The following is a 25,590-nucleotide window of genomic DNA, read 5'->3' as shown; positions in this document are numbered from 1 at the left end:
AAAGTATTAATTTCATTATTTATGATCTAATTAATTTTTATTTTTTAAAAAAATGATTGTGCTATAATATTCTAAATTTTTAAGAGAGGTATTAAAAATGAAAAGAAAAATGGCCAAATTATTATTTATTATAGGATCATTACCTTTATTAAGTTTAATGGTATTTAGTTGTGCAAGTAATCAATCAAAATATGACAACAATAAAATGAATAATCAAAAAGAACCTAACAAAAAAACAAATAAAGAAAATGTTGTTATAACTTCTAATAATATATCTGAAAATATTGATAATAAAATAAATCAAACTTTAAAAGAAGAAAAAACCAAAGAAAATAAAGAACCAAAAGAAGAAAATAATTCAAATACGAAAAATAAAGATGAACCAAAAAACGAATTTGATGAAACCGACTTGTATTGATTAAGAAAAAAATACAATGATGAAATTTTAGGATTATTCAATGGTTTTAGTAGCAAATATATAACAGAAACATTAAATAATTGATGAAGAGAAAAAAATATTATTGATGAATCAAAAGAAAATGAATTCAAAGAAAAGATTCAAAAATTAATAAAAGATTTTACAATTGATTTATCTAACTCTAAATATAACGCTTCTGAAATTGAAAAAATGATGAATAACGCAATTGAAGAATTATTAAAACTGTCTGATGAAATATCGAAAATAATTAAAGAACAAGACACACAAAATAATGAATATTTAAAAGTGATTTTTGATGATAGTAAAAATCAAAAACTAATTTCTATTTATAATTTAATTTATTTAAAAACCTTAAAAGAATTATATGATATTGCTTTTAAAGAACAAAAAATGAATATAGACCAAAATGAATGATCTAAAAAATTAAAAGAAAATATAGATAAACTAAATTCTGAAATAAAAAACAATGAAAATGATGATTTACTTCAAATGAAAATAATGGATACATTAAAGTCGATGTTAAATGGACCAGTTGTTGAAGAAAACAACTAAAAAGCATTCTCTGAAGTAAATATAAATATAAAAAATTAACATTCAAAAATGTTAATTTTTTATATTTGATATTAAGACTTTTTAATCCTTATATCCGAATAATTCCATTAATATATTTATTATTTGATCACTTCTTTTGTTTATATTATCAAAATATTCTTTAGCTTCATAGCTATTAATTTTGATCTTTTTATGTAGTAATTCATATTCATCTAAATCTTTTGTATTTAATTGTGACAATGATATATTTTTGTCCAATTTAAAATTATCTCCAAATAAAATTAAGTTATTTTCAGAAACTTTATATGTTTCTTTTGATTTAGAATTTTTTGTATTAAACGCTTTGATTGTTTTTTCATTAAATAAAGAACCATTACCTATTTTATGAATGTAATTCATTATTTCTTTATCATCATATTCTTCGTTTGGATCGTCTAATTCTAAGTTAGTTTTATTAATAATTGACTCGTAGCCATAATTTATTTTAAAATCATCAAATTTATTAACAGAAGTGAATTCATTTTCAAATTTATTATAGTTATTTAAAATAAATGAATTAATTCTTGCTAGTAATATTTTTCTTTCGTTATTGTTGATTTTAAGATCACTTTTTTCTAAGTTATGATTATTATATGTTTCATTTAATTTTTCTCTAAGAACTTCATTTGATCTATATTCACCTGTTTCAGGATTAATATACAATGATGATTTAAGTTCTGGGTGAATACTAAATAAAGCCTCTTTGAATAATTTTAATTTCGATTCAAATTCAATATCATCAATTTGTTTTATGTTGTCCAATTGACCTTTATCTAAGAAAAGTTTACTTAATTCAATTATTTTTTTACCTAAAGATTCACCGGCAAAATTTGTGTTTTTTCATAAGAATTCAAAACGTTCTAATTCGTATACTAATTTGCTAATTCTTGTTACGTATTTTTTAATGTCTTCTATTTGAGCATTAAAGAAATTAAATTTGTTTAAAATTGTAAAAATTAGAGGTGTAAACACTTTTGAGTTTCCGTCATTTGTTAAATTGTATATTTGATATGATAAAACAGGAAATTCAAGCAAAGTAGATTTAAAATCATTAAATCATTTTATTTGTTCTTTTGTTAAACCGTTATTAAGAGTTTTATTTACTATATTATCTAAATTGTTTAAATGTCCAGTTCTTGCAAATTCAAAATAAACTATTTTCTTGAAGAAAATTAAATAAAATTCTTCGTATTTATCATCTTCTATAGTTGAATTAATTTTAGATGTTAATTCTTCAAACTTATTATATATAATTGAGTTTTTTGAAATGCTAAATTTATCTTCTATAACTCTTTTTTCTGCAAATCAGTTGTTTGAAACATAAATCGAATTATAAAATAATTCTAAAAGATTCATGTCTGCATCTTTAGTTTCTTTTTGGTTTTTTCTAAAATATTTATCAAATATGTTTTTATTTAAGTTAACTATTGTTTCGATGCTTATATCTTTATTTTGCAAGTTATAGTTATCAAAATAAGTGATTAAACTACTTTTAACTAGATCTAAAACACTTAATTCTTTACTATGCAAGTTGATATTTTTGAAAATATTAATCTTTTCTGTTGGATTATCATAAATTTCTGTAAAAATAGTTGTAGTAAATTTGACATTTTTAAGTGTGAAAATTACAAATTCCGAAAATCTTTTTAAACCATTTAAGTCTAATTTATAAAAATATGAACTAATAACTTTAGATAACTCTATTGCGTTGTTTATATAATTATTATCGCCTCTTGTATTAAAATCGCCTAATATACTATGAATTGTATCGAAGTTTTCTGAATCACCTGTTTCAAGGTTTGATTTTAACTCATCAATACGTCTTTTGTAAACTACATCATAATAAAAATCTCTGAAAAGTAATAAATTTTGATAATCTTCGTTATCTAAAATGTATTCTTCTTCTCTGAATGCATCTAAAAACACTAAAGATAATTTCAATAAAACAGTCAATAAAATTATAAATGTCATCAATCTTTGTTGACCATCCAATATTTCGACATTAGTACGTGAAAAAGATAAAATAATATTATTAAAGAATGCATATTGTTCTTTATTTGTTTTATTTTTGTTTTGTAAACTTGAATAAATATTTTCTATTAATTCCTCTACTAAATATCCGTTTCACATATAAACTCTTTGGAAGGAAGGCACGTAGAATTTTGTTCCATCATTTAAAATCTCACCTAAACTAAATAAGTGTGCAAAAATAGGTTTACCTTCTTTATAAAGTTGTTCTCTAGCATTTCTTTCGATTAAATTAGATAATGCGTTCTTTTCGATATCTAATTCTTTCATTAAACGATAAGTTTCACTTCAAGATTTAAAGTCTTCTACTTTTTTCTTAACCCATGAATAATCTTTTACTTCATAATCTTCGTAGAAAGAAGATAAATTATCATTTAACAAAATTAATATATCGTCATATTGTTTGAAGTACTCATTATAAAAGTATTCAAAATAATTTATATTTTTCGCTTTTAGTTTTAAGAAATCAATAAAATTAGATTCTTTTGAATCAAATTTAACGTAAATATTGGTTAACATTCTCACTACTTGCGTATCTTCATTTGAATTAAATAAAGTTTTTTCTTCGAGAATAGCATTATCTATTACGTCAAATAAATATGGTTTAGAATAAGTCTTGATATAAAACTTAATATATTCTTTAAATCCATCGATTAAATTTTCTTTACTTTGAATTATTTTGCTAAAGTGGATATTGAATTTATAAGAATCATTTTTGTATAAATCAAGAATTTTGAGTCCTAATAAAACATTTATGATTTGATTGTATGTACTAATTGATAAATTCTCTTTATAAAGAGCGAGCTTTTTAACTTCACTTTCTTTATCAATTATGTTTAGAGAATAAACTCCATTTATATTTTTGTTTTCTCCGTATAAGTTTTTGTGATTTAGTATTTTTACTAAAAAGTTATCATTTAAATATTTCTTAACATCATTATTTCTTAAAAAGTCAAAATAATTATCTATGTCAGTATTTATCGATCAAAGTTCAACACCTTGATTTTTAATTATATTTTGAGCTTCTTTAGTCATTTTTTTCATAGTTTAAATCCTCTATTTCTTTAATTGTTTCAAATATATTTTTTATAGCTTGTACAACTATTGAATTACCAGCTTGACGGTATAGCGATTCTTTAGTTAAAATATTCTTTTTTATTAAATTTTTCAAACTATCAAAATCCTTATCTTCAAATCCCATTAACATATAGGCTTCTTTGGTTGAAATGAATCTATAAGGTAGTTTATTGTCTTTATTATTTTTATATTCAATAATACCTACATTTGGTATTCTATCTTGTTTTGTTGTTACCGTATCAATCACAAAATTTTTAGAGTTATTTAAAACTTTCTTTTTTTCAATTTGCAATTGAATCATTCTTTCTCGTGATGGAGTGTTATTGATTATAAAATCGTCGTTTTTTTCATTAAATTCAAAATCAAAAATTTTGTTAAAATATTTTTCTCTATTTTTTATGTTTAATTTTTTCTTTTCCATTTTTTTATCTAAATATTTTTTAAATTCTTGATCATTTTTAAAAGGGCTTTTTAGGTCATTCGAAATTGAAATTGCAAAAACACGCTCTCTTTTTTGTATTGAACCTGAATCCAAAGCGTTTATAATAGCAGTAAAAGTTTTATATCCTAATTTTTTCAAAACTTTTTTTCAATCTTTGTATTCTTTTATGAATTTTTGAGATAATAAATTTTTTACGTTTTCCATAACTAAATATTTTGGCTTTTCTTTGGATTCGTTTAAAATTCTATAAATTTCTCATACTAAATTGGATGTTGATTGGACATTATTTATTCCTTTAGCTTTACCCATGCTCGCAACGGATAATCCTTGACAAGGGAAAGAATATGTTATTAAATCAATTTTTTCTTTTTCTAATATATTTGCATCCAATTTAGTAATATCAACTTGATTATTAGTCAATAATATCGATGCTGCTAAATATTGTTTAAATTCGTAGTCTTTTTGAGTTATTTTTGAAGGTTTTTTAGAATCTAAAGAAATCGTGTATTTATTTAAAAAGAAATTTATTTCCTCTTCTGTATTTAAATTGTGCTGTTGTAATATTTTTAAATATTTATTTTCTAAATTATGATGCATTTGAGCATAACTTATATTAGCTCTAACATCTCAATCAGCAATTGCTTTAATTTCAAATATTTTTTTATTGTATTTTTTATTCAGTTGCTTCATTGCTTTGTTTTGTGCGCCAATCCCTGAAAATGTTTCTAATACTTTAATTCTATTTTTTTGCATTAAAAAATAACCACATTTATCATAAATATGGTTTTATTATTTTTTCGAAAGTATTAGAAATTTGACTATTTCATATATATATATATATATATATTGGTTGGCTTTTATATCTATTAATTCTTTATTCATAATGTATATTTCCTATATTATTATACACATAAATTAAATTTATAAATAAAAATGCTAAATTTAAGGGTTCACGTTATTTTCTATTTTTCTTTCTTAAAAAATAATATATGGGTATAAAAATACTTAAAAGAGCGACTATGGAACTAGATATTATTGTAAAAATTCCTAATTTTGTTTTTATAAAACTTTTGGCTTTTTTATTTTTATTAAATTTATTTTGAGAAGCTATAGGTTGTTTATTTTCACTTTTTTTCTGCTTTGGAATTTTCTTGTTTTTTTCTTTGTAATTGGCATTAGAACTTTGGTTTTCCATCGATTCGTTTGAATTATTATTAGAATTTTCAATATCAACTTGATTTTCTTCCGTGGTTGAAGATGTATTGTTTTTATTTTCTTCTTTTTTGTTATTTTTTTCAATAATTGTAGCTTTGGAATTTTCTTGTTTTTTTGCTTTTTGACTATCAATTTGATCTTGGTTTAAGTTTTCACGAATTAAAGTTAAGTTAGTTTGATTGGTTTTATAATATTTTTCATCATCTCCATTATATATGATATTAACAACATTATTACCTTCATTTAATTTTGATGGATTTAAAATTGTTCATCCTTTTTTTAACTTAATTTCGCTAGCGTCATTAATGTCATTAGCGATTGTTATTGAATTATATGGATTATATTTATGTTCTAAACCTTTTCTTATAGTTAAAAACGCATAATTCACGCCTGAATAATCACCTATACCAATAATTTTAACTTTATTATATCCACAATTCGCTATATCATAGTAAAATCCACCTTCTTTATCTAAAACTTCTTGGTATTCAAGTTTATAATCTTGATTTAAAATTAATTTTTTACCCTTATATTCAACGTTTATAAAATCATCACCGTGTTCTTGGCCTAAATGATAGTCATATTTGTTTAAACTAACTTTAGCGTATTTAAGGTCTTTGGTTGTGGTGTTGGATGAGTTATTTATATATTCTGAATTAGTGAACACCTTGATACGGGCCGTTGCACCGTTATAAACTTTCTGGCTAGATTTTCATTCTCCATTTTGATTAACGAAACTAAAATCGTTTTGTGTATTTAATTCTTCAGAGAATTTTAGTTTAGCATATGCGTTTTTATTGTTATTTATTTTAGCAACCACAGTAAATCATTCACCTTGCTCTATGTTAATAGATTCATTTAAATCAATAGTTCTCAAACCGTCATTATGAAAATATTTTTTTTGAGTATAAACTAATCTACCTAATTTTAAATTTCTAGGATTAGGATTTTCGGTTTTTTTATATATTTTAATTTCTATTTCGCTATCTAAACCTTCAAAACCAATATTTATTGCCTTTAATTGTTCTTTATGATTTTTATCACCTTTTTTAGCTTGAAAGGTTACTGCAGCTTCTTTAAAATTATCACCATAAATATCTTTGAAAGAACCATCATAGTAATAATTGTTTTCATAAGTTGATTTGTTTGTGTAATCTAGCGTGAATAGCTCAGAAATATTAGAATCATACGATAAATAAAAGTATCCATTTTCACCCGAGTTTGTGCCTCATGAATTCTTAACTATTCAAGCACCGTCTTGAGTCGTGTCGGAACTAAATTTTTCTTTTGAAATAGTATCATCTCAACCTGTTATGGTCGCTGCATGAGTTATATGGCTAGAATTTTTATATTTATCAGCTTCTGTGTTATAAAAATTATAACCTTTATTACTTAGTACATCAACAGCGGAAAAAGAGAACGAAGCTGCACCATAATTTTGAATTGCAATCTTAATTTCGTCTATGCTTTTTTCTTTCGATACGGTGTTTTTATCAGGGATTTTTATAAAATCTTTAAGTATAAAGTTAGTGGTATTACCAATGTTTTCTCATTCGTCATCACTTTCATTTCTCAATTTATTTCATTGCAAGAGAGAATATCCTGCGTACGTAGGTGATGAACCGCTTTTATCTCAAAATAAAGTAGAATTATTATCAAAATCAGTATTATGAAGCGAATCTTCTCCTACGCCTCTATTTAGAGTTTTGTAAGCCAAGTTTTTTTCTGATAAATCAAGAGTATCAGGCGAAACAAATAATCCTTTTTTTATGATGTTTATTTCGCTAACTCCTATCGTTGAATAAGCTCAACATAAATTTAAAAGTCCTTGATGTCTAATTGGTGTAATATAGCCCTTTTCTCTACCATCATATTTTGCTGGCAAACTATTTTCGTTATTACTTGTTGTAGCTACTGAAATGCTTGATGTTAAAGCGCCAGTGCCTACCAGAATACTACTAAAAAAATGTCTTTTTTTCATAATTTTCCTCTTATTTAATTTTTGTGATAAGTATATCACAAAGAGGAATAATTTTTCATTTGTGATACATTGTATATTTGGTTGCATTTTAGAACAACAAAAAACCGCTAAAAATTAATTTTTTAGCTATATTTAAACATATAAAAATAAAAGTAGTAAAATAAAAACATTAATTTGAAAGGTAAAAAAATGAAAAAAATAAAACTTTTAACAATAATCCCTTTAAGTTCATTGGTAATGTTTTCCGTGGTTGCGTGTTCTACAAATAATAAGTATAGCAAACCAAGCAAAACTAATTCTAATGATCAAAATATATCTAAACAAAATCAAAAAGATGATGTTGTCCAAGATAATATGGATAATATTCCTGATATCTTAAACAAAAATAATAACTCTAATAACAATAATGTTGATGAAGAAAAAACAGAAACATCTAATGATAAAAAATCCTCAAGCGAAAATGATGGTGAAGATAATACAACTCAAACTGATGATAACAAAGCAACTGATGATATTGAAAAAAACTCAAAAAATGAAGATGTGAACACCGGTGAATCAACACCTGAAAAAGAACAACCCATCGAGGGAGAAAGTAATAAAGATAATAATGTAAATTATCAACTATTAAAAGTGGACCAGTTGGAATCTCAATTTACAACAGATAGTGCAATTTACAATTTAAAAATTGAAAATTATCAAGTAATTTATCAAAATAACTCAAAAATATTTGGAAAATTAAAAAATAATAATTTTGTCTTAGGAAATGTTGCAAGTAAAAATAATAACATTTTAGAAGTTACTTTTAAATTTAATGATTTAAGCGAAAATACTGAATATCAAATTGAAGAAATTAGAATAGAAAATGGAGATACTGTTAATAATTTAAATACAGAAAAATATAATTTTACTTTTAGAACAAAAAATATTGTTTCAAATGATGAAGAAATTGAAAGCGAAAAAGTCGACAGTACCAAAAGTTCGCATTTATCAAATAAAAAAGACTCAGATAGAGTTTCATATAGAAGCTTACAAAGTGCAAATGAATTTAGCGCAAATGATGAAGGTATAAAAAATATTGTTGAATTAACAAAAGAATCGTTGAAATTTAATGAATCATATAAAAAGTATTTTGATGAATTAAACAATCAATCTAATGATACAACTCAAAAAGAAGATGAAAATATAACTTATGAATCTGAACTTAATTTTAGTGAAATAGAGCGTTCTGGAAATAATACAAAATTTACTTTAAATAACGATTTTAATATAAGTATAAATAACCCAAGAATCTTAATAAAAAGCTGAAATGAAAACAAAAATTGATCAAAATGAGTTAATGCTAATTTGGAACAAGGAAACAAATTGGTCATCAATAATTCTGATTTAGACAAAAGAATATCTAAATATGTAGTTACTGCACTTGAGACAAATAATAAAAATTATTTAATATCTTTAAATGGTAAAAATATAATTGTTGATACACCAATTAAAAATTTAGAAATTAATAATTTTAATCTTTACAAAGATGAAAGTAATAAAAATATTTTTGGATCAATTTCATTAAATTGAGATGAAGATAAATTGATATACTTAAAAGATAAAATTTTTGTTTTAACTTTTGAAGCAAAACAAAAGGTGTATCAAGAAAAATCTCACACAACAGAAAGTTTATTTGGACCCGGAGAAAAAGTAATAGAAAATGAACACGAAAAATTTGATGACAAAAATAGGGTTCAAAAAATTAAAAGAGTTTATGTTCCTTTCGATAAATTATGAAAATTTAATTTAAATGGTTTACAAGAACAAATACAATATAAATTAAGTTCATTAGATATAGTTTCAAACGATGAATATATAAATGTAATTGATAAAATTAACTATAATACAAACTCATATTTTAACTTTAATTTCAATTGAAATAATGATGAAAAGTTAAGTGACCAGTTATATAATAATTTAGATGCATCTGAAAGAAATAATGTTGATTTTTCTAATTTAAACTTAAACAAAAAAGAATTATTCGAGAATAATCAAACCAACAAAAATAAAGTACCTTTTTCTATCAATAATTTATCTACTTTAATAAACTATAATTATGAAGTCCATAACTTAAAAAGTTTGTATAAAAATAGACAAAAACCATCAGGTTCAGAGTTTGTAGATTATAAAATCATTAAAAATAATGTCGAACAATCCTTACATTGATTTAAAACAAGAGATTATTTAGCTAAACAACCTTTCAAAATTACTAAAGAAAAAGACTTAGCAATAATAACAAAAGATTTAAATTCGATAGTAAATTTAAATCAAATACCAAATGAAGATGTGATTTTTTGAATAACATTTGAATTTAATCCAAATCCTCAAAACGCATTACATTGAAGTGAATTTAATGATGTTAACTCAAGAGTAACTATACCTGTATCATATAAAAATATATTGAATGACAAAGTTATAAATGATGTTGATTTTATGTATAACTTAAGTTCTGAAAATAATAATTTTCAATCAAATATAGCTTCTAAAATAAGATCATTGGTTAGTTTTAATTTAGAACTATCAGATAACAACATATTAAAATTAAAAATAAAAACAAGAAATAATGATGTAACTTTAAATAATACAACTTGAGAACATAATTCATCATCTAACCGTTCTATTTATTTAAATACAGCAGATTTATTTGTTTATTGAATACAACCTAAAACTAGCCAAACAAAAGCTTTAAGTTTTAAAGAAAACGAAAAGTTAGATGAATTATCAATACAAACTAGCGCTACAGCATATAATGACACATATGAACTAAAAGAAAAGGAACTTAAAAAAGAAGAAAAAGGTGAGAATGAGTATGTAAGAGTTAGAAACATCGAAAATCATCTAGTTGATTCTCCAAAACCTGAAGAAATTTCAAAACGTTTATTTAAAGAAGATGTTTCAAAAGGTATACAAGAAGGTAGAAGTCGTGCATATTCACTTTCTAATAAATCGGATGGTACATGAAATATTTTTGCTAAAGTAAATGACGACCCAAATGATTATCGTTTTTGAACTTTCTCTAATTATCACGTTTGAGTAACGTTAAGGTCTGAAAATGCAAATATGGCTACAATATCAAAAAGCAAAAGTGGTAACGAAGTTTTATCAATTGCAAAAGGTGAATTTTTAGCACCTACTTTAATGTCAAAAAATGTTGAAAATAAAAATCAACCGGTTTATTATAAGCCCGAAAACATTGATAATATAGATGTAAACGGGAATGCATATAATTTTGATTTTTCTGATAAAAATCAAGCTATTAAGTACGAAATGATAGTGGATTTTACTAATAATAACAAAAATATATTTGATAAATTTAAAAATAACATGGGAATTGAGCAAACTAGAACACCTGAAAATGAAAATTACAAAAATTACGCTGATACATCTTACATGGAACAAGAAAAAAATCGTGCTGATTTATTAATAGCAATTGTAGATTTTGAACCTATTTTTAAAAAATTCGAAGGTAAAGATTTATCGCAACCTATTGATGGAAAGGTTTTAACTATACAAGAAAAAAATGCAATAAATCATGTTTTAAATTTTAAAAATTTAAAACCTCTCAAAATTTCTAAATTATCTAGATATATAAATTCATTTACAAATTTAAATGCATATATTAGTTCTATACCAAAAGTTCCAACACTAAATCCATACGGTGATGTACAAGCTTCAAGATATAGAGAATATTTATATGGTGTAAATTCTATTAAAGTGCATTTTAGTTCACCAACAAATGTTTCTAAATCATTTAATGGTGCAGTTTATTCCGAGGTTGAATATTTCGACCTATATAGTGGTTCTTCTGGTTCTGCAATATATGATTACAACGGAGATTTATTAGGTTTAGTGAAACAAGGAACAGCTAACAAGATAAATAATTTTATTTTTGTTGATACACAAAAATACTCTTACTTCGGAAATGATGATACCATTTATAATCCAGGAACTTTTCGTTCAATAAATAAAAAATTATCATATTTATATCCAACAAAGTACAAAAATATTTTTGATGATAATAATTAATAAAATACAAAACAGCTATCAATTATGCTGTTTTGTATTTTTTATTAAAAAATTATATTTACCTTATAAAAGGTATAAAATATAGAATTAAAGGAAGTTCTGATGAATAATAATATAAATTATCTACAAACTAATTTTGTAGATAAAATGAAACCACATAAAGACTCATTAAATGATAAAGATATAAGTTTTAATAAATTAAAATATACTCTAGGAATGTTTTTATCAATTTTAGCAACAATAACTTTTAGATTTAATTCTTCAATTTTTATAGCTGCAAATATACATAATGATTGATTTGTATCATTATTTTATTTAATGATACAACTACCTTCTGTCATTATATACTTTTTAGGACCAAATTTAGCTAAAAAATTTAGCCCTAAACAATTAATTTTTATAGCTGATTTTGGTTCAATATTATTTTTATTAATATTATTGATATCTAATATTTTTATAGATAATATAACTATACTACTAATAGGTATTTTTATTGTAAATACAGTTTATGCATTTTCTGACGGTATAAGACTCATTGCTACAAAAAATATTGTTTATTATTCAAGCATTGATAGTAATACATTACATTCTTTCAACATACTTAACATATTAGCATATGGATCAGCAACCTTTTTGTCACCAATTTTAGGCTTTTTAATTGAAAAATATGTTGAGTTTAAGTATATAATGATTTTTAATTTAGTAGCATTCATTTTATCTGATTTAATTTACTTATTGATACAGCAAAAAAAGATAGCAACCGAATTTACGAAACAAAATACTAAAAAACAACTAGAGAAAGAAAACAATACTCATGTTTGAATTTTCGCAATTAGTTCGATGATGATAATTCAATTATTTTTATATCCAAGGCAAGCTGGTATTATTCAATTTTTAAAAGAAATAAAAGACTTTGAAATTGAAAAATATGGATATTTATATAGGTTTATACTATATAGCTCCGGTCTAATAAGCACTATATTACTTTTAATTTTATCTAAATTTAAATATAAAATTAAGAGTAATAAAATATTTCACTTGTTAATGTGAATTATCTTTGTTTTACATTTTGTTTTTATATTTGTTTTATTTTTTTCAAAAAATAACACATTATTATTGGTAGGTTTTTTTAGTTTAAGTGGTTTTCAAAACTTTTTTAATTCTTACACCGAACCGACATCAAATAATATAATTTATCAAAACTTTAGTAAGAAAGATTACAATAAGCAAAATGCATACGCATTATCGATTAGAATTATAGTTTATTCTTTGATAATAGTTGTCTTAACAATTTTTTACAGATTTTTTAACTTTAAAATTAGTTTTAGTATTTTTACAGTTATTCTATTTATTAATGTATGTTTGATTTCGTATAGTAAATACAAGATAGATAAAAAATAAAGTATTTCTAAGTAAATACTTTTTTATACTTAAATTTTTATAAAAATGAGTTTATATGGTAAAATATGCGTATTTTTGATATAATTATAAAATAATTAGACTTAGGAGTATACATGGAAGTAGAAATTTTTAAAAATAAAAAAAATAAAACACGTAGAGAATTAAGGATTGAAGTTATTTCGGTTTTATATAAATATGAATTATTAGGCGAAAAAATTAGTTTAGAAGAAATAAAACAAGAATTTAATCTAAATAATGAACAATTAAAAACTTTAAGAAGAATTGAAAATTCATATATATTTAGCAAAAACATTTTTAATCGTCTATTAAATGAAAATTGATCATGAAATAGAATTGACCCTTTGATAAGAGCTATTTTAATAAATGCTGCAAGCGAATTTAAAATAATACAACCTAAAATAGTTTTTAATGAAGCTATAGAAATTACCAAAATGTACTATCCACTCGAAGATGGTGAACAAAATAAAGATAAAAAAAATCTTGTAAATGGAATATTAGAAAATTTTTATAAGGCTATTTTACTAATCGAAAATAAAACAAAGAACGAACAAAACTAAATGATGCAATGATTTTGAAATAAATTATTTATTAATTCATGAAATAAAACAATAAATTACACTTTTTTAATTTTCAAAGAAATGAATTTAATCGAAAAAATTGAATTAAATCAAGTTCTTAAATTTTTAAATAACAAAAAGTGAGATAACATTGAGGAGTTCATTGTCAATTTTTTCGAAAAAATAACCTTTAAGGATAATTTAGATAAAAATAAAAAAATAATGATTAATAATTTTTATAAATTTGTTTTTTATCATGCATATTTTAAAAAATGAAAATTACAAAAATTTAGTTTATTAAAAATAATTAATAAAGAAGTTGATGAAGTTGAGTTTAATCATCAAAAAAGACATTATTATTATAATTTTTTGGATGAATTTAAAAAAATCAAAAATTATAATAAATACTTAATAAAACTTTTGAGAAAGGTTATTTAATATGAATAATGATATTAGAAAACAATTTCCTATTTTAAAAAATATTACATATTTTGATAGTGCGGCACTCGTATTAAAACCTGCTATAGCAACTAATGCAATCACTGAATATTATACAAATAAATCTATTTCATCGAGAACTGCCGACACACCTTTAGGGAATGAAATTAATCAAACAATAATAAATGTTAGAAATAAAGTAGCAAACTTACTCGACGCTGAAGATTCAGAAATAATTTTTACAAGTGGTACAACTGAATCTATTAATATTTTTGTTAGAATGTTTAGTCAATTAATTAAAAAAAATGAAGTTATTTTATTAAGTTCATTTAATCATTCTTCAAATATAATTCCATGAATTGAAATATCTAAACAAAGTGGTGCGATAATTAAATTTAGCGAAAACTTGATTGATGATATCAATAATACCCCTAATTTAAAAATTGTTTCATTAGCACAAGAAACTAATAATTTTAATCAAAATTTTGATTTAAATAACATTTATAAATTAGTTAAAGAAAAGAATGCATATTTATTTAATGACGCTGCACAAGCGATAGCTCATCAAAAAGTTTCTTTTTCTTTTTCTGACGCAATAGCATTTAGTACAAATAAATTTTACGGACCAACTGGATTGGGTGTTTTAGCAGTCAAAACAGAATTATTAAAACAAATGAAGCCTGTTAAATTTGGTGGTGGTGCTATCGATGATATTAACACAGATACAACATGAACTCTTAAGAAGACTATAGCTGCTTTCGAACCTGGAACACCGGATATTGCAGGTATGTATATGTTTAATAAATCTTTGGATTTTTTTAATGAAATAGGATACCAAAGAACACAAGAAATTTTAAAAAAACTATCTATTTACTTACACGAGGAACTATCTAAATTAGAAAAAATAGAAGTATTTTCAAAGCCCGGAGACTATATTGCTTTAATAAATGTTAAAGGAATAAATTCTCAAGATGTAGCCACTTATTTAGGTTCTAAACAAATTTATACTATTGCAGGGATCTTTTGCGCTCCGTATTTAAGAAATATAAAACAAGAATATTCATATTTAAGGATTTCGTTAGCAATATATAACAATTATGAAGATATTGATAAATTAATAGAAACATTGAAAAATGGAGGCGATTTTTATGCGTTTTAATCCTAATATAGCTAGAGAATTGATTATGTCTCATTATACTAAACCTAACAATAAAACAGAATTACAAGGAGAATTTCAAACTTGTTTTAGCACAACATGTTCAGATAAATTAAATATTCAAACAGAATGAGAGGATGATAAACTAGTGGATGTTCGTTTTAATGGCCATGGTTGTGCTGTGTTTATGGCTTCTACAGATATATTTTTAGATAAAATAAAAGGTTTATCATTAAACGAAATCAAAGAACTAACACTTTTATTTGAAAAATTTGTAAACCAAGAGCAACTTAGTGACGAACAAATTAATTCGCTTGGTGATTTATGAGTATTTTTTAATACTAAAACTCACTTGAATAGAGTGGTGTGTGCATTATTAACACCTAAATATTTCTTAGAAAATGAATAATAAATATATTTTTCATATAGATTTTGATTCATATTTTGTTAGTGCGATAAGAACTATTAAACCAAATTTAAAAAATAAACCAATAGCTATAGCTAGATCTGAAAAACATTCTGTTGCGGTTTCGATTAGTTATGAATTAAAAAAATTAGGAGTAAAAGCAGGTTCTAAAGTTTATGAAATTTTAGCAATCGAACCTAAAACAATAATTGAAAAACCGTATTTTAGGTTATATCAATATTTGTCTAATAAAATTTTTAAATATTTAAAAAACAATTTTTCAACCAAAATTGAAGTGGCGTCAATTGATGAGTGTTATATTGTTCCGAACATTATTTTAAAAAATAAAGAACAAGCAATTAATTATGCAAAAAAAATTCAAATAACTATTTTAGAAAAATTTGATATACCAATAACCATAGGAATATCTTTAAATAAGTTTTACGCTAAAATGACTACTAATATTTCAAAACCTTTTGGTATTGGTTATACAGACGAAAATAATTATAAAGAAAGTTTTTTCGCATTAGATATTGAGAAATTTCACGGTATCGGATCTAAAATAGCAAATAAACTTAGACAAATAAATATTTTTACTATTGGTGATTTAGCAAAAAAAGAAAAAAACGATTTTGAATTATTACAAGTTTTCAAAACTACAGCTTATAAATATTTAGATAGTTTAGATATAGAAAAAAATAGTGATTTAAACTTTGGAATAGAGCAAAACAAAGTTATGGGGAACGAAATAACCTTTGAATATGAGTATGATGAAATCGAAATTTTAGATAAAGTAAATAAAATTGCATTTAATATTAGTAATAGATTAAAAGAAGAATTCTTATTAGCTAAAAATTTATCTTTAGTAATTAGAGACTATAACAAAAAATGAAAAGCTTATAATAAAAACATACCCCCTACTAATGATTCAAACGAAATATATAAACATATTAAAAAATTAATTGATAAAAATATAGATTTGAATAATATAAAAGGAATTGGAATTAGGGTATCTAAATTAGTTGATAAAGATAGTATTTATAATCATTTTTCTCTTTTAGGAGAAACAAAAAAAGTCGATGAGCAAAAAGAAAAAGTAGAAAGCATAATTGCTCAAGTAAATAAAAAAATAAAAAGTACAAACGTTTTTAAATTATCAGAATTAAGTAAAAAAGAAAAAATTAAAATTAATCACGAGATAAATTTAATATCACATAGTATTTTTAAAAAATAATCAAGGAGAAATATGAAAATTGGTATTTACGGGGGTAGTTTTGACCCAATACATAAAGGTCATATACAAATAGCAAAAGATGCGATAAGTGAACTTGGTCTAGATAAATTATTAATAGTTCCAACTTATCAATCACCTTTTAAAAATAAAAGTGGTGTTAAAACCGAAGATAAAATAAATATGATTAATTTGGTTTTAGAAGATAAAATGGAACTTTGCTTATTTGAAGCGAAAAGAAATAATATCAGTTATACAATAGACACTGTTAAATATTTAAAAAATAAATATAAAAATGATGAGTTATATTTAATTATAGGATCAGATAATTTACCTAAATTAAATAAATGAAAAGATATAGAAACTATTTCAACATTAACTAAAATAGTTGCGGCACGTAGAGATAAAAACATCAATAAACTTAATCTTAAAAGATATAATGGAATTTTGTTAAACAATAAATTATACGATTATTCTTCTACTGATTTTAAAAAAGGTTTCTCAATAATAGAAAATAATAAAGTTTTTTCTTATCTAGATCCTAAAGTAATCAACTACATACAAGAAAAAGGATTGTACTTATTTGAAATAATACATAATTCACTTTCAGCACGCAGAGCTAAACATTCAAGTTTAACAGCTAATTTTGCTGCAGAAATAGCTAAATTAAATGGTGTAAGCGCCCTTAAAGCGTATAAAGCGGGTATTTTACACGATATCGCAAAAGAATGAAGTGTAGAAAACTCAAGAAATTTTATTAAAATAACAGAACCAGAATTAATCGACACTCCGGAACACTTTTTACATCAAGTTTGCGGATATTTATGAGCTAAGTATGTTTATGGAATAGAAGATTTAGAAATATTAAATTCCATAAAATATCATACAAGTATGAGAGAAGATATGAATACATTAGATAAAATAATTGTATTATCTGATAAAGTAAATTCTATAGTTCATTTTAAAGGTGTGCAAAGAATAAAAAAATTAGCTTATGAAAATTTAGATCAAGCTTTTAGAGAAGTGATAAAAATTACTTATCAATGGAATATTGATAAAGGTGTGATTTTTGATAAAGAAACTGAGTTAATTTATCAAAAATACATAAAGGGAGAAAAATAAATATGGAAGAACGTTTACAAAAAATACTCTCCAAAGCCGGGGTTGCATCTCGTAGAGAGGCCGAAAAATTAATTACTAACGGAAAAGTTAAAGTAAATGGAATAGTTGCAAAATTAGGGGATAAAGCATCTTTTAATGATGAAATATTAGTTAATAATGTACCAATTGAAAGTGAAGAAGAAAAAGTTTATTTTATTCTAAATAAACCACCTAAAACAGTATCCACACTTAAAGATAATTTCAATAGAAAAAAAGTAACGGATTTAATTGATACTCCATACAAAATATTTCCTGTAGGTAGGCTAGATTATGATACAACAGGAGCTTTAATTTTAACAAATGACGGAGATTTGGCTAATAAATTAACTCATCCAAAATATCAAATATTAAGAGTTTATAGAGCTAGATTAAATGAGAAATTGACACCAAAAGAATTAAAAAAATTAAATGGTATTGTAAAAGTAAATAATACTAAGAGTGTTCAAGATGTTATACCTGTAGGTGAAGATAGTCCGAAAAGTTATTTCGTTGTACTTAGTTTAGGAACTTATCATCATGTTAAAAAATTATTTGAAACAGTAAATAAAATGGTTATAAATTTAAAAAGATTAGAATACGCTGGAATAACAGTTGAAAAATTACCTCTAGGTTATTATCGCCCGCTAAAACCAAAAGAAATTAAAGATTTAAAGAACCTTGTAAGATTACAAGAAGAAAAATTATTAAAAACTGATAAAAAGAAAGATAATTAAAAAATTAGCAACTTTTTGCTAATTTTTTAATTGATTTACCCTATAAAATCAGGGTCTGCTTTACCTGAATCTTTTCACTTTTTAATTAACTCTTGATATTGTTCTTGATTTTCACATCTTAAAAAATCTAATTGATCTGCATCATTAGAAAAATCAAATTGTGGCGATGTATCTGTATTTGTATATTTTTTATATCATTCACGAACGATTCTAATATCATCTTCAACTTCAACTTTATTTACTTTTCTTGAATACACTTTCATATAACGCTGATTTAAATCTACATTAGCAGGGTCTAAATAATCACCTTTTTCATCTGATAAAAACGCAACTAAAATAGAATAATAATCAACATTTTGACCTATTTTTTTAGACATTAGATATGTATATAGTTGAGCTTGTTTTAAATACGAAGGATCTACACCTTCATTATCTCATTTTTCTTTTTTAGCTTCGCCAGCAGTTTTAACTTCGTAAATAACTTTATTTATAGGGTCAAAACCATCAGGAACACCACTAAGAACATCATCTACATTTTTAAAATAATCATAATCATGTTCCGAAGCAACATAATTTTCGATAGTAATTCCTCTTTTTTTAACTTGAGGAGAATTTCTAAATACATCAAAAATCTTTGATTCTAATATTGTACCTGCATTTATATATTTTTTGGATAATACAGGAATTTTTAATCTAGTAATATGGCAAAATGCATTAAATTCTGATTTAAATCTTCCGGGAGTTAAAATATCTCCTACACTACTACCACCTATTTTTTTATAACCTTTTCATTTATCAAAGGTTTTTAATTGATTATAAAATTCGGGCAATAATATCACAACTCTTTTTTCTTCGTCTATAACATAATGTTTTTTATTAAAATATTGTCTAGCCATTATTTTTAATATAATTCTCCACTAATAATTTAGCAACCACTTCAACACCCTTGAAATCAGCAACCAATTCTTCATTAATTAATGTGTTTTGAGGTACTATATAATCAAAAACTAAGTTAACAAGTTTATCAAAACTAATTTCCGTTGAATTATCATCAACTCCAGGAATAAATTTGTTTGCATCCATAAATTTTTCAATTCTAATTGCTATGACTCTAGCTAAATGCTTTTCTTTAGTGGGGTCTATTATTTGTTGAATATCTTTTAAGTGTTTTTTGAAATAATCTAATTCATTAGGAAAACGAAGATCATCAATAATAAATAAACTATTTTTATTTTCTTTAGCAGATTGTTCTGCTATTTCAGTGATACGTTCAAAAACGCGCCCACATCAAATGTTATTGTTAATATTTCTTCCAACTTCACCCATTGCTATTCAAAGCGGTCTAACAACTTCTTTGTCTTTTTTATCTCATTCAATTTCATCTAAAATTGGTTCTGTAATCTTTTTGATAGGTTCAGCAAAAGAAAGTATGTGAATATTATCTTCAAATTGTTTTGTTAATAATTTTTTAAGACCTTGACTTAAAATTCCTTTACCACTTCTTCTTTTGCCGTTAATTAAAATTATTACATGTTGTTTTGCTTTCATACATCGTCTCCTTTGGTTGTTTTTTAAATTGTATTTTTAATATTATATATAAATTTCATTTAGCAACTTGAAAATTAAGTAATTTAATGAAATATTGCGTAAATAAAAACTCAGTAATAAGTTTACTAATATAAACTATTACGAGTTTTAATAAATTTTTTTATTAGCTTAATTTAAATAATTTTTTACCAGAAACTGCTAATTCTTCTGTCTCTGTAACTTTTTTAAGTCTTGAATCACTTGTTGTTGAAATGATTAATGTTTTATCAATTTTTTCGTTTGTAAATTTTTCTAAATCTACTACAAATAATGTATCTCCTGCTTTAACTTCTTCGTTAAGAGCAACTTTTCCTTCTATTCCTAAACCATCTAATTTGTAACTATCTTGACCAATTAAAACAATTAGTTCAACATCGCAATTTGTTTTAAAAATAAATTGAGTTTTTGATGCAGGCATACTTGTGATTCTACCATTGAAAGGTGCTAATAACTCAACTTTTGAATTACCTTCCATTTTAATTGCTAAACCATTACCAACTAAACCATTTGAAAATACACCATCTTTTAAAGATTCTAGAGAAACTACTTTTCCGGATAATGGAGCAATCACTTCCATCTCTTTTGACACTTTTTGTCCCTTTACATCAACGCTATTTGTTGTTGTAGTTAAATTGTGTTCAGAGTTATCAACAATAACTGAAGCGTATTTTTTAATTACTTTATTAATTGTTTCAACAATATCACCCATTTCAACTTGAATATATTTTTGTTCTGCAAATAAATTTACTTTTTTTGCTCCAAGCTTTTTTAATAATTCTTCATTAACCAATGATGGATTTCTAAGATCGTATCTTAACTGAGAAACACTATTATTGAAAGATACTATATTTTTAATACCACCAATAGCATCTGTTAATTCCTGAACTTCTTGTGGTGCATGTTCTACATTTTTTGACTCTAAAAGTTCAAGTCATTTGTTTAAATTTGACATATTTCCTACCTTCTTATTATAAAAATATTTGTTTAAGTGTTACATTTATGATATTTTACCAAAAATTGACTTAATTTTTACATTAAATTAAATTATTTTAAACAAAAATAAGATTAAGTTTTTATATAGTCATTTAATAAATGGAATAAACACAATAAAAAAACTAAAAAAGAACAATTATTATAAAAATATTTTATAATTATAATTTATATTTTAAAAAGGAGAACAAATGAAAAAAAGAGTCAATAAAAAAGAGTTGTCGGCTAAAATTTGAAATTCTGCAAATAAATTAAGAAATAATTACAATACAGAAGATTATAAATATATAATTCTACCGTTAATTTTTTACAAATTTTTATCTCAAAAAGTAATAGATTTTGTTAACGAAAACGAAGGAATTACATTCGACCAAATGAACGAACTAGATCCTGAATATTTAGATCCAAAAACAAACAAAACTCCAAAGAACGGTTTTACAAAAGAAATTATTGAAAATATCGAAGAAATATCTATTAGTGAAATGGGGTATTATATACCATTTAAATATTTATTTCAAACATGAATTAAATATGGAAACGATAAAAACTCACCTTTTAGCTTTAACATAGAAGTATTAAGAAAGGCAATAATTAGTTTTGATGATGTAGTAAATAAAAGTAATAACCAACAATTTAAGAACTTTATAAAGGTTTATTAAGAATAATTCTTGTAACACTAGATAAATCAAATATAGAAAATGATAAAAAACAAACATCAACAATGATACAATTAATGGAAATAATTAACGAAATACCAGTCGATGGACAAAATTATGACGTCATTGGACATATTTATGAATATTTATTAGGTAAATTTGCGACCGGATCAGGGAAAAACGATGGTGAATTTTATACTCCTCATGAAGTTTCTGTTTTAATGTCTGAAATAATTGGGAATCACATAAAAAATAAAGAAAAAATAACAATATACGACCCAACATCTGGTACAGGTTCTTTACTATTAAATTTAGGTAAAGAATTCGAAAGAATAACAAACAGTAAAGATAAAGTAACTTATTATGCCCAAGATAAAATGGATGCTGCTTATGTGTCAACTCGTATGAATTTAATTATGAATGGAATACAACCTTCGTTAATTAAAGTTAGACGTGGAGATACATTGTTAGAGGATTGACCTTTTAAAAAGAATAATGATCCAAGTATTAGAGAGCCTCAAAAAGTTGATGCAGTAGTTTCTAACCCTCCTTATTCACAAGAATGAAAACCTGACGATAACACAAATACTGATCCTCGTTTTTCGTCATACGGCGTTGCTCCTAAAAGTAAAGCTGATTTTGCTTTCTTGTTACATTCATATTATCATTTAGAAAACGACGGAATTATGGCTATTGTTTTACCTCACGGTGTTTTATTTAGAGGCGGTAGCGAAAAAGAAATTAGAACTAAATTAGCAAAAGAATTTGCTATTGATACTATAATTGGTCTTCCTTCAAATATGTTTTTCAATACAGGTATATCAACCATTATTATGATTTTAAAGAAAAATAATAATTCAAAAGGAAGTATTCAGTTTGTTGATGCTTCAAAAGAATATATTAAATTTGATAGTCAAAATAAATTTAACATATCTCACATTAAAAAGATTGCACATGCTGTAAATAATAAAACAGAGGTTGATAATTTTTCTAGAATAGTAAGTTATAAAGAAATTGAAGAAAATGATTTTAATTTAAATATTTCTAGATATATCGATAATTTTGAAAAACCAGAAGAATATGACTTATATTCAATTATAAATGGTGGTATTTCACAAGAAGAAATAAATAAATTTAATGAATATTGAAAAGTGTTTCCTAATTTGAAAGATAAATTATTTGTAAAATCTCAAAAACAAGAAAAATATTATCATTTTAAAGATATTGATAATATTAGTGAAACAATATGAAGTAGCCAAGATATAACAAAATATGTAAATGTCTATAATTTTGTTTTAAATAAAATAGATTTCTTTTTAAGAAATAACATAAAAGATATTAGCAACTTAGAGAAGTTTAACTCAAAAACATTCGAAGAAGAGTTCAATAATTTTTTCTTTAGCGACGAAATTCAAATTCCGTTACTAGAAAAATATCAATTCTATCAATTATTGCATAATATAATTGACTTAATTTCAAATGATATAGAAAAAATCAATTCGTTTGAAGAAAATATACCTAACAACTTCATAAAAGAATATGTAGAAATATTAAACGAAAACGAATTAGAACAAGAAACAAGCAAAAATAAAAAGAAAACAAAAGAAATTAAAGAATGAGATATTCAATTATTAGACTATAAAACAATAGCAAAAGTTTATTTTAATGATCAATACGAAAAAATTCAAAAACTGCAAGACGAACTTAATTCATTAAAAAGTAAAATAACTGAATTAAATAACGAATTAAAGCAAGATGAAGATTCTGATGATAATAAAACTGACGAAACAATAACAAGCACTAAAAATGAACTTAAAATAGCTAAAAACGGCGAAAAAAGTGCAAAACAAGAATTACAAACATTAAAAGAACTATTAGTAAAACAAACTTGAGAAAAATTATTATCACTTTCAAATGATGAATTAATAGAAACTTTATTCTTTAAATGAACTAGTGACTCATTTATTAAAATTAAAAATCAATCTAATGAAATAATTGATGAATTTATTTCTAAATTAAATACATTAAATAATAAATATAGTGAAACTCTTGAAGATATTAATAAATCCATCAGAGAATCTCAAAATGAATTAGCTTCATTATTAAAAGAATTAAATGGTAGTGAAACTGATAATATTGCATTAAGTGAATTTATAAAAATATTAGAAGATAAATAGTAAATTAAAAATGATACGGACAAATGAATGTTCATATCATTTTTTGTAAATTTTAAAATTCATTAATTAAACATTAAATAACAAACACTTACTTAAAAAAGTATTATCAAATATAATAAATAAATATTATTAAATTTTATTTTTTCTTTAAAATTTACTCTTTTTATATTAGATTTTAAATAACAAAATATAAAAATAATTTTGAAAATATTTATTTTTATTTATTAAAAAATCTAATATAATTAAAAAGCAATACGTAAAGACAGTAACTGTGAAAACTTAAATATGTTACCTAATGTATATTTACTTACTATTTGTTCCCGTATTGCAATAATTAATTTTGAAAGGGGGCATAAATGTCAGAATCAAAATTTAAAACAGCTAAAAGAGAAGTTGTTGCTGAAATCGTTGATAAAATTCAAAGCACACAATCAATAGTATTCGCTGAATACCGTGGACTTACAGTTGCAGAATTAGAATCATTAAGAAATGAAGCTGCTAAGGTTGGTGTAGAAGTTAAAGTTTACAAAAACCGTTTATTTAAAATAGCTGCAGAAAAAGTTGGTTTAGGTGATTTATCACAATATTTACTTGGACCTAACATTTTTGCATTTTCAGAAGATCCTATGGCTGCTGCAAAATTATTTGTTGCTTTCGCTAAGAAACACAAATTATTTGTAATTAAAGCAGGAACACACGAAGGCAATGTTGTTAACGCCGATGGTGTTAAAGTTGTTGCTACTCTTCCAACATACGAAGAAGCACTTGCTATTCTTGCACGTTCAATGATGCAACCATTACAACAACTTGGATTATCACTTAAAATGTATAGTGAAAAATCAGAATAATATAATAATTTAAAATTGAAAGGAAAAATATTATGGCAAAATTAACAAAAGAAACATTTATCGAATCATTAAAAGAAATGTCAATTAAAGAAGTTATGGAACTTGTTGAAGCAATGAAAGAAGAATTTGGAATCGACCCTATGGCTGCTATGGCAGTTGCTGCTGCTCCAGCAGAAGGTGGTGCTGAAGAAAAATCAAGCGTTAAAGTTGTTTTAAAAGCAGATAACGGTAAAAAAATCCCAGTTATTAAAGCGGTTCAAGCAGTTCTTGGATTAACATTAATGGAAGCAAAAAAAGTTGTTGACAACTTACCAGCTGTTATTAAAGAAAACATTAGCGCAGACGAAGCTGAACCTATTCGTGCAGCATTAGCTGAAGCAGGTGCTGAAGTTTCAGTTGAATAATTTCAT

The 25,590-nt window shown here is 23.9% G+C and carries 20 protein-coding genes; 14 read left to right on the top strand and 6 right to left on the bottom strand.

Translation table 4 applies throughout. The features are described from left to right. Positions 1–97: 97 nt before the first annotated feature. Complete coding sequence (locus N9R85_RS00235; RefSeq protein ID WP_262858079.1) at positions 98–991, top strand: hypothetical protein; 894 nt, start codon at positions 98–100, stop codon at positions 989–991. A gap of 81 nt (positions 992–1,072) precedes the next feature. On the opposite strand, the gene N9R85_RS00230 is transcribed toward N9R85_RS00235, so the two are convergent. The 3 genes from N9R85_RS00230 to N9R85_RS00220 form a co-directional block, all read right to left on the bottom strand. After that, positions 1,073–4,102 carry a DUF262 domain-containing protein gene (locus N9R85_RS00230; protein WP_262858078.1) on the bottom strand — a complete coding sequence of 1,010 codons (3,030 nt, stop codon included), beginning with the start codon at positions 4,100–4,102 and terminating at the stop codon, positions 1,073–1,075. Beyond that, the gene (locus N9R85_RS00225; protein WP_262858077.1) at positions 4,086–5,330 is read right to left on the bottom strand and encodes a DNA cytosine methyltransferase; all 1,245 of its coding nucleotides are present in this window, start codon (positions 5,328–5,330) and stop codon (positions 4,086–4,088) included. The genes N9R85_RS00230 and N9R85_RS00225 overlap by 17 nt, the downstream gene beginning before the upstream one ends. Positions 5,331–5,532: 202 nt before the next feature. Further along, on the bottom strand, positions 5,533–7,773 hold the full coding sequence (locus N9R85_RS00220) for a C1 family peptidase (RefSeq protein WP_262858076.1): 2,241 nt from the start codon (positions 7,771–7,773) through the stop codon (positions 5,533–5,535). 189 nt (positions 7,774–7,962) lie between these two features. Here N9R85_RS00220 and N9R85_RS00215 point away from each other — a divergent pair, with 189 nt between their 5' ends. From N9R85_RS00215 to N9R85_RS00175, 9 genes are all read left to right on the top strand, one after another. Then, positions 7,963–11,838: a hypothetical protein gene (locus N9R85_RS00215; protein ID WP_262858075.1), complete on the top strand. Its 3,876-nt coding sequence runs from the start codon at positions 7,963–7,965 to the stop codon at positions 11,836–11,838. A 102-nt stretch (positions 11,839–11,940) separates the two neighbouring features. Beyond that, the gene (locus N9R85_RS00210) at positions 11,941–13,239 is read left to right on the top strand and encodes a hypothetical protein (RefSeq protein WP_262858074.1); all 1,299 of its coding nucleotides are present in this window, start codon (positions 11,941–11,943) and stop codon (positions 13,237–13,239) included. 113 nt (positions 13,240–13,352) lie between these two features. Continuing rightward, entirely contained in the window at positions 13,353–13,817 is a 465-nt protein-coding gene (locus N9R85_RS00205) for a transcription antitermination factor NusB (protein ID WP_262858073.1), read from the top strand. Next, complete coding sequence (locus N9R85_RS00200) at positions 13,818–14,255, top strand: hypothetical protein (protein WP_262858072.1); 438 nt, start codon at positions 13,818–13,820, stop codon at positions 14,253–14,255. 1 nt (position 14,256) lies between these two features. Beyond that, positions 14,257–15,414 (top strand): aminotransferase class V-fold PLP-dependent enzyme, encoded by a 1,158-nt coding sequence (locus tag N9R85_RS00195; protein WP_262858071.1) that lies wholly within the window; start codon positions 14,257–14,259, stop codon positions 15,412–15,414. Continuing rightward, positions 15,404–15,820 (top strand): iron-sulfur cluster assembly scaffold protein, encoded by a 417-nt coding sequence (locus N9R85_RS00190; protein WP_262858070.1) that lies wholly within the window; start codon positions 15,404–15,406, stop codon positions 15,818–15,820. The genes N9R85_RS00195 and N9R85_RS00190 overlap by 11 nt, the downstream gene beginning before the upstream one ends. Further along, positions 15,813–17,051, top strand: a complete 1,239-nt coding sequence (locus N9R85_RS00185; protein WP_262858069.1) for a Y-family DNA polymerase — start codon at positions 15,813–15,815, stop codon at positions 17,049–17,051. Before N9R85_RS00190 ends, N9R85_RS00185 begins: the two co-directional genes overlap by 8 nt. Positions 17,052–17,063: 12 nt before the next feature. Further along, entirely contained in the window at positions 17,064–18,170 is a 1,107-nt protein-coding gene (locus N9R85_RS00180; RefSeq protein ID WP_262858068.1) for a nicotinate-nucleotide adenylyltransferase, read from the top strand. Between the two features lie 2 nt (positions 18,171–18,172). Further along, on the top strand, positions 18,173–18,922 hold the full coding sequence (locus N9R85_RS00175; protein ID WP_262858067.1) for a pseudouridine synthase: 750 nt from the start codon (positions 18,173–18,175) through the stop codon (positions 18,920–18,922). 35 nt (positions 18,923–18,957) lie between these two features. Here the strand turns inward: N9R85_RS00175 and N9R85_RS00170 are convergent, their stop codons facing one another. From N9R85_RS00170 to N9R85_RS00160, 3 genes are all read right to left on the bottom strand, one after another. Next, on the bottom strand, positions 18,958–19,818 hold the full coding sequence (locus N9R85_RS00170; protein WP_262858066.1) for an MAGa7180 family putative nuclease: 861 nt from the start codon (positions 19,816–19,818) through the stop codon (positions 18,958–18,960). After that, on the bottom strand, positions 19,811–20,470 hold the full coding sequence (locus N9R85_RS00165) for a hypothetical protein (RefSeq protein WP_205851809.1): 660 nt from the start codon (positions 20,468–20,470) through the stop codon (positions 19,811–19,813). The genes N9R85_RS00170 and N9R85_RS00165 overlap by 8 nt, the downstream gene beginning before the upstream one ends. A gap of 163 nt (positions 20,471–20,633) precedes the next feature. Next, the gene (locus tag N9R85_RS00160) at positions 20,634–21,461 is read right to left on the bottom strand and encodes a PTS glucose transporter subunit IIA (protein WP_262858065.1); all 828 of its coding nucleotides are present in this window, start codon (positions 21,459–21,461) and stop codon (positions 20,634–20,636) included. 229 nt (positions 21,462–21,690) lie between these two features. Here N9R85_RS00160 and N9R85_RS00155 point away from each other — a divergent pair, with 229 nt between their 5' ends. From N9R85_RS00155 to rplL, 4 genes are all read left to right on the top strand, one after another. Then, positions 21,691–22,158 carry a type I restriction-modification system subunit M N-terminal domain-containing protein gene (locus N9R85_RS00155; RefSeq protein WP_262858064.1) on the top strand — a complete coding sequence of 156 codons (468 nt, stop codon included), beginning with the start codon at positions 21,691–21,693 and terminating at the stop codon, positions 22,156–22,158. A 62-nt stretch (positions 22,159–22,220) separates the two neighbouring features. Continuing rightward, the gene (locus N9R85_RS00150; RefSeq protein ID WP_262858063.1) at positions 22,221–24,332 is read left to right on the top strand and encodes a type I restriction-modification system subunit M; all 2,112 of its coding nucleotides are present in this window, start codon (positions 22,221–22,223) and stop codon (positions 24,330–24,332) included. Positions 24,333–24,688: 356 nt separating this feature from the next. After that, positions 24,689–25,180 carry a 50S ribosomal protein L10 gene (rplJ, locus tag N9R85_RS00145; protein ID WP_205851812.1) on the top strand — a complete coding sequence of 164 codons (492 nt, stop codon included), beginning with the start codon at positions 24,689–24,691 and terminating at the stop codon, positions 25,178–25,180. Between the two features lie 32 nt (positions 25,181–25,212). After that, the gene (rplL, locus tag N9R85_RS00140; protein ID WP_205851813.1) at positions 25,213–25,584 is read left to right on the top strand and encodes a 50S ribosomal protein L7/L12; all 372 of its coding nucleotides are present in this window, start codon (positions 25,213–25,215) and stop codon (positions 25,582–25,584) included. The last annotated feature ends 6 nt before the right edge of the window (positions 25,585–25,590 follow it).

It is taken from the genome of Mycoplasma sp. CSL7503-lung (assembly GCF_025515455.1).
Taxonomy (GTDB): Bacteria; Bacillota_I; Bacilli_A; order Mycoplasmatales; family Metamycoplasmataceae; genus Mycoplasmopsis.
Note: the sequence above shows the minus strand (reverse complement) of the source record. Positions and strands in the feature narration are given on the sequence as shown.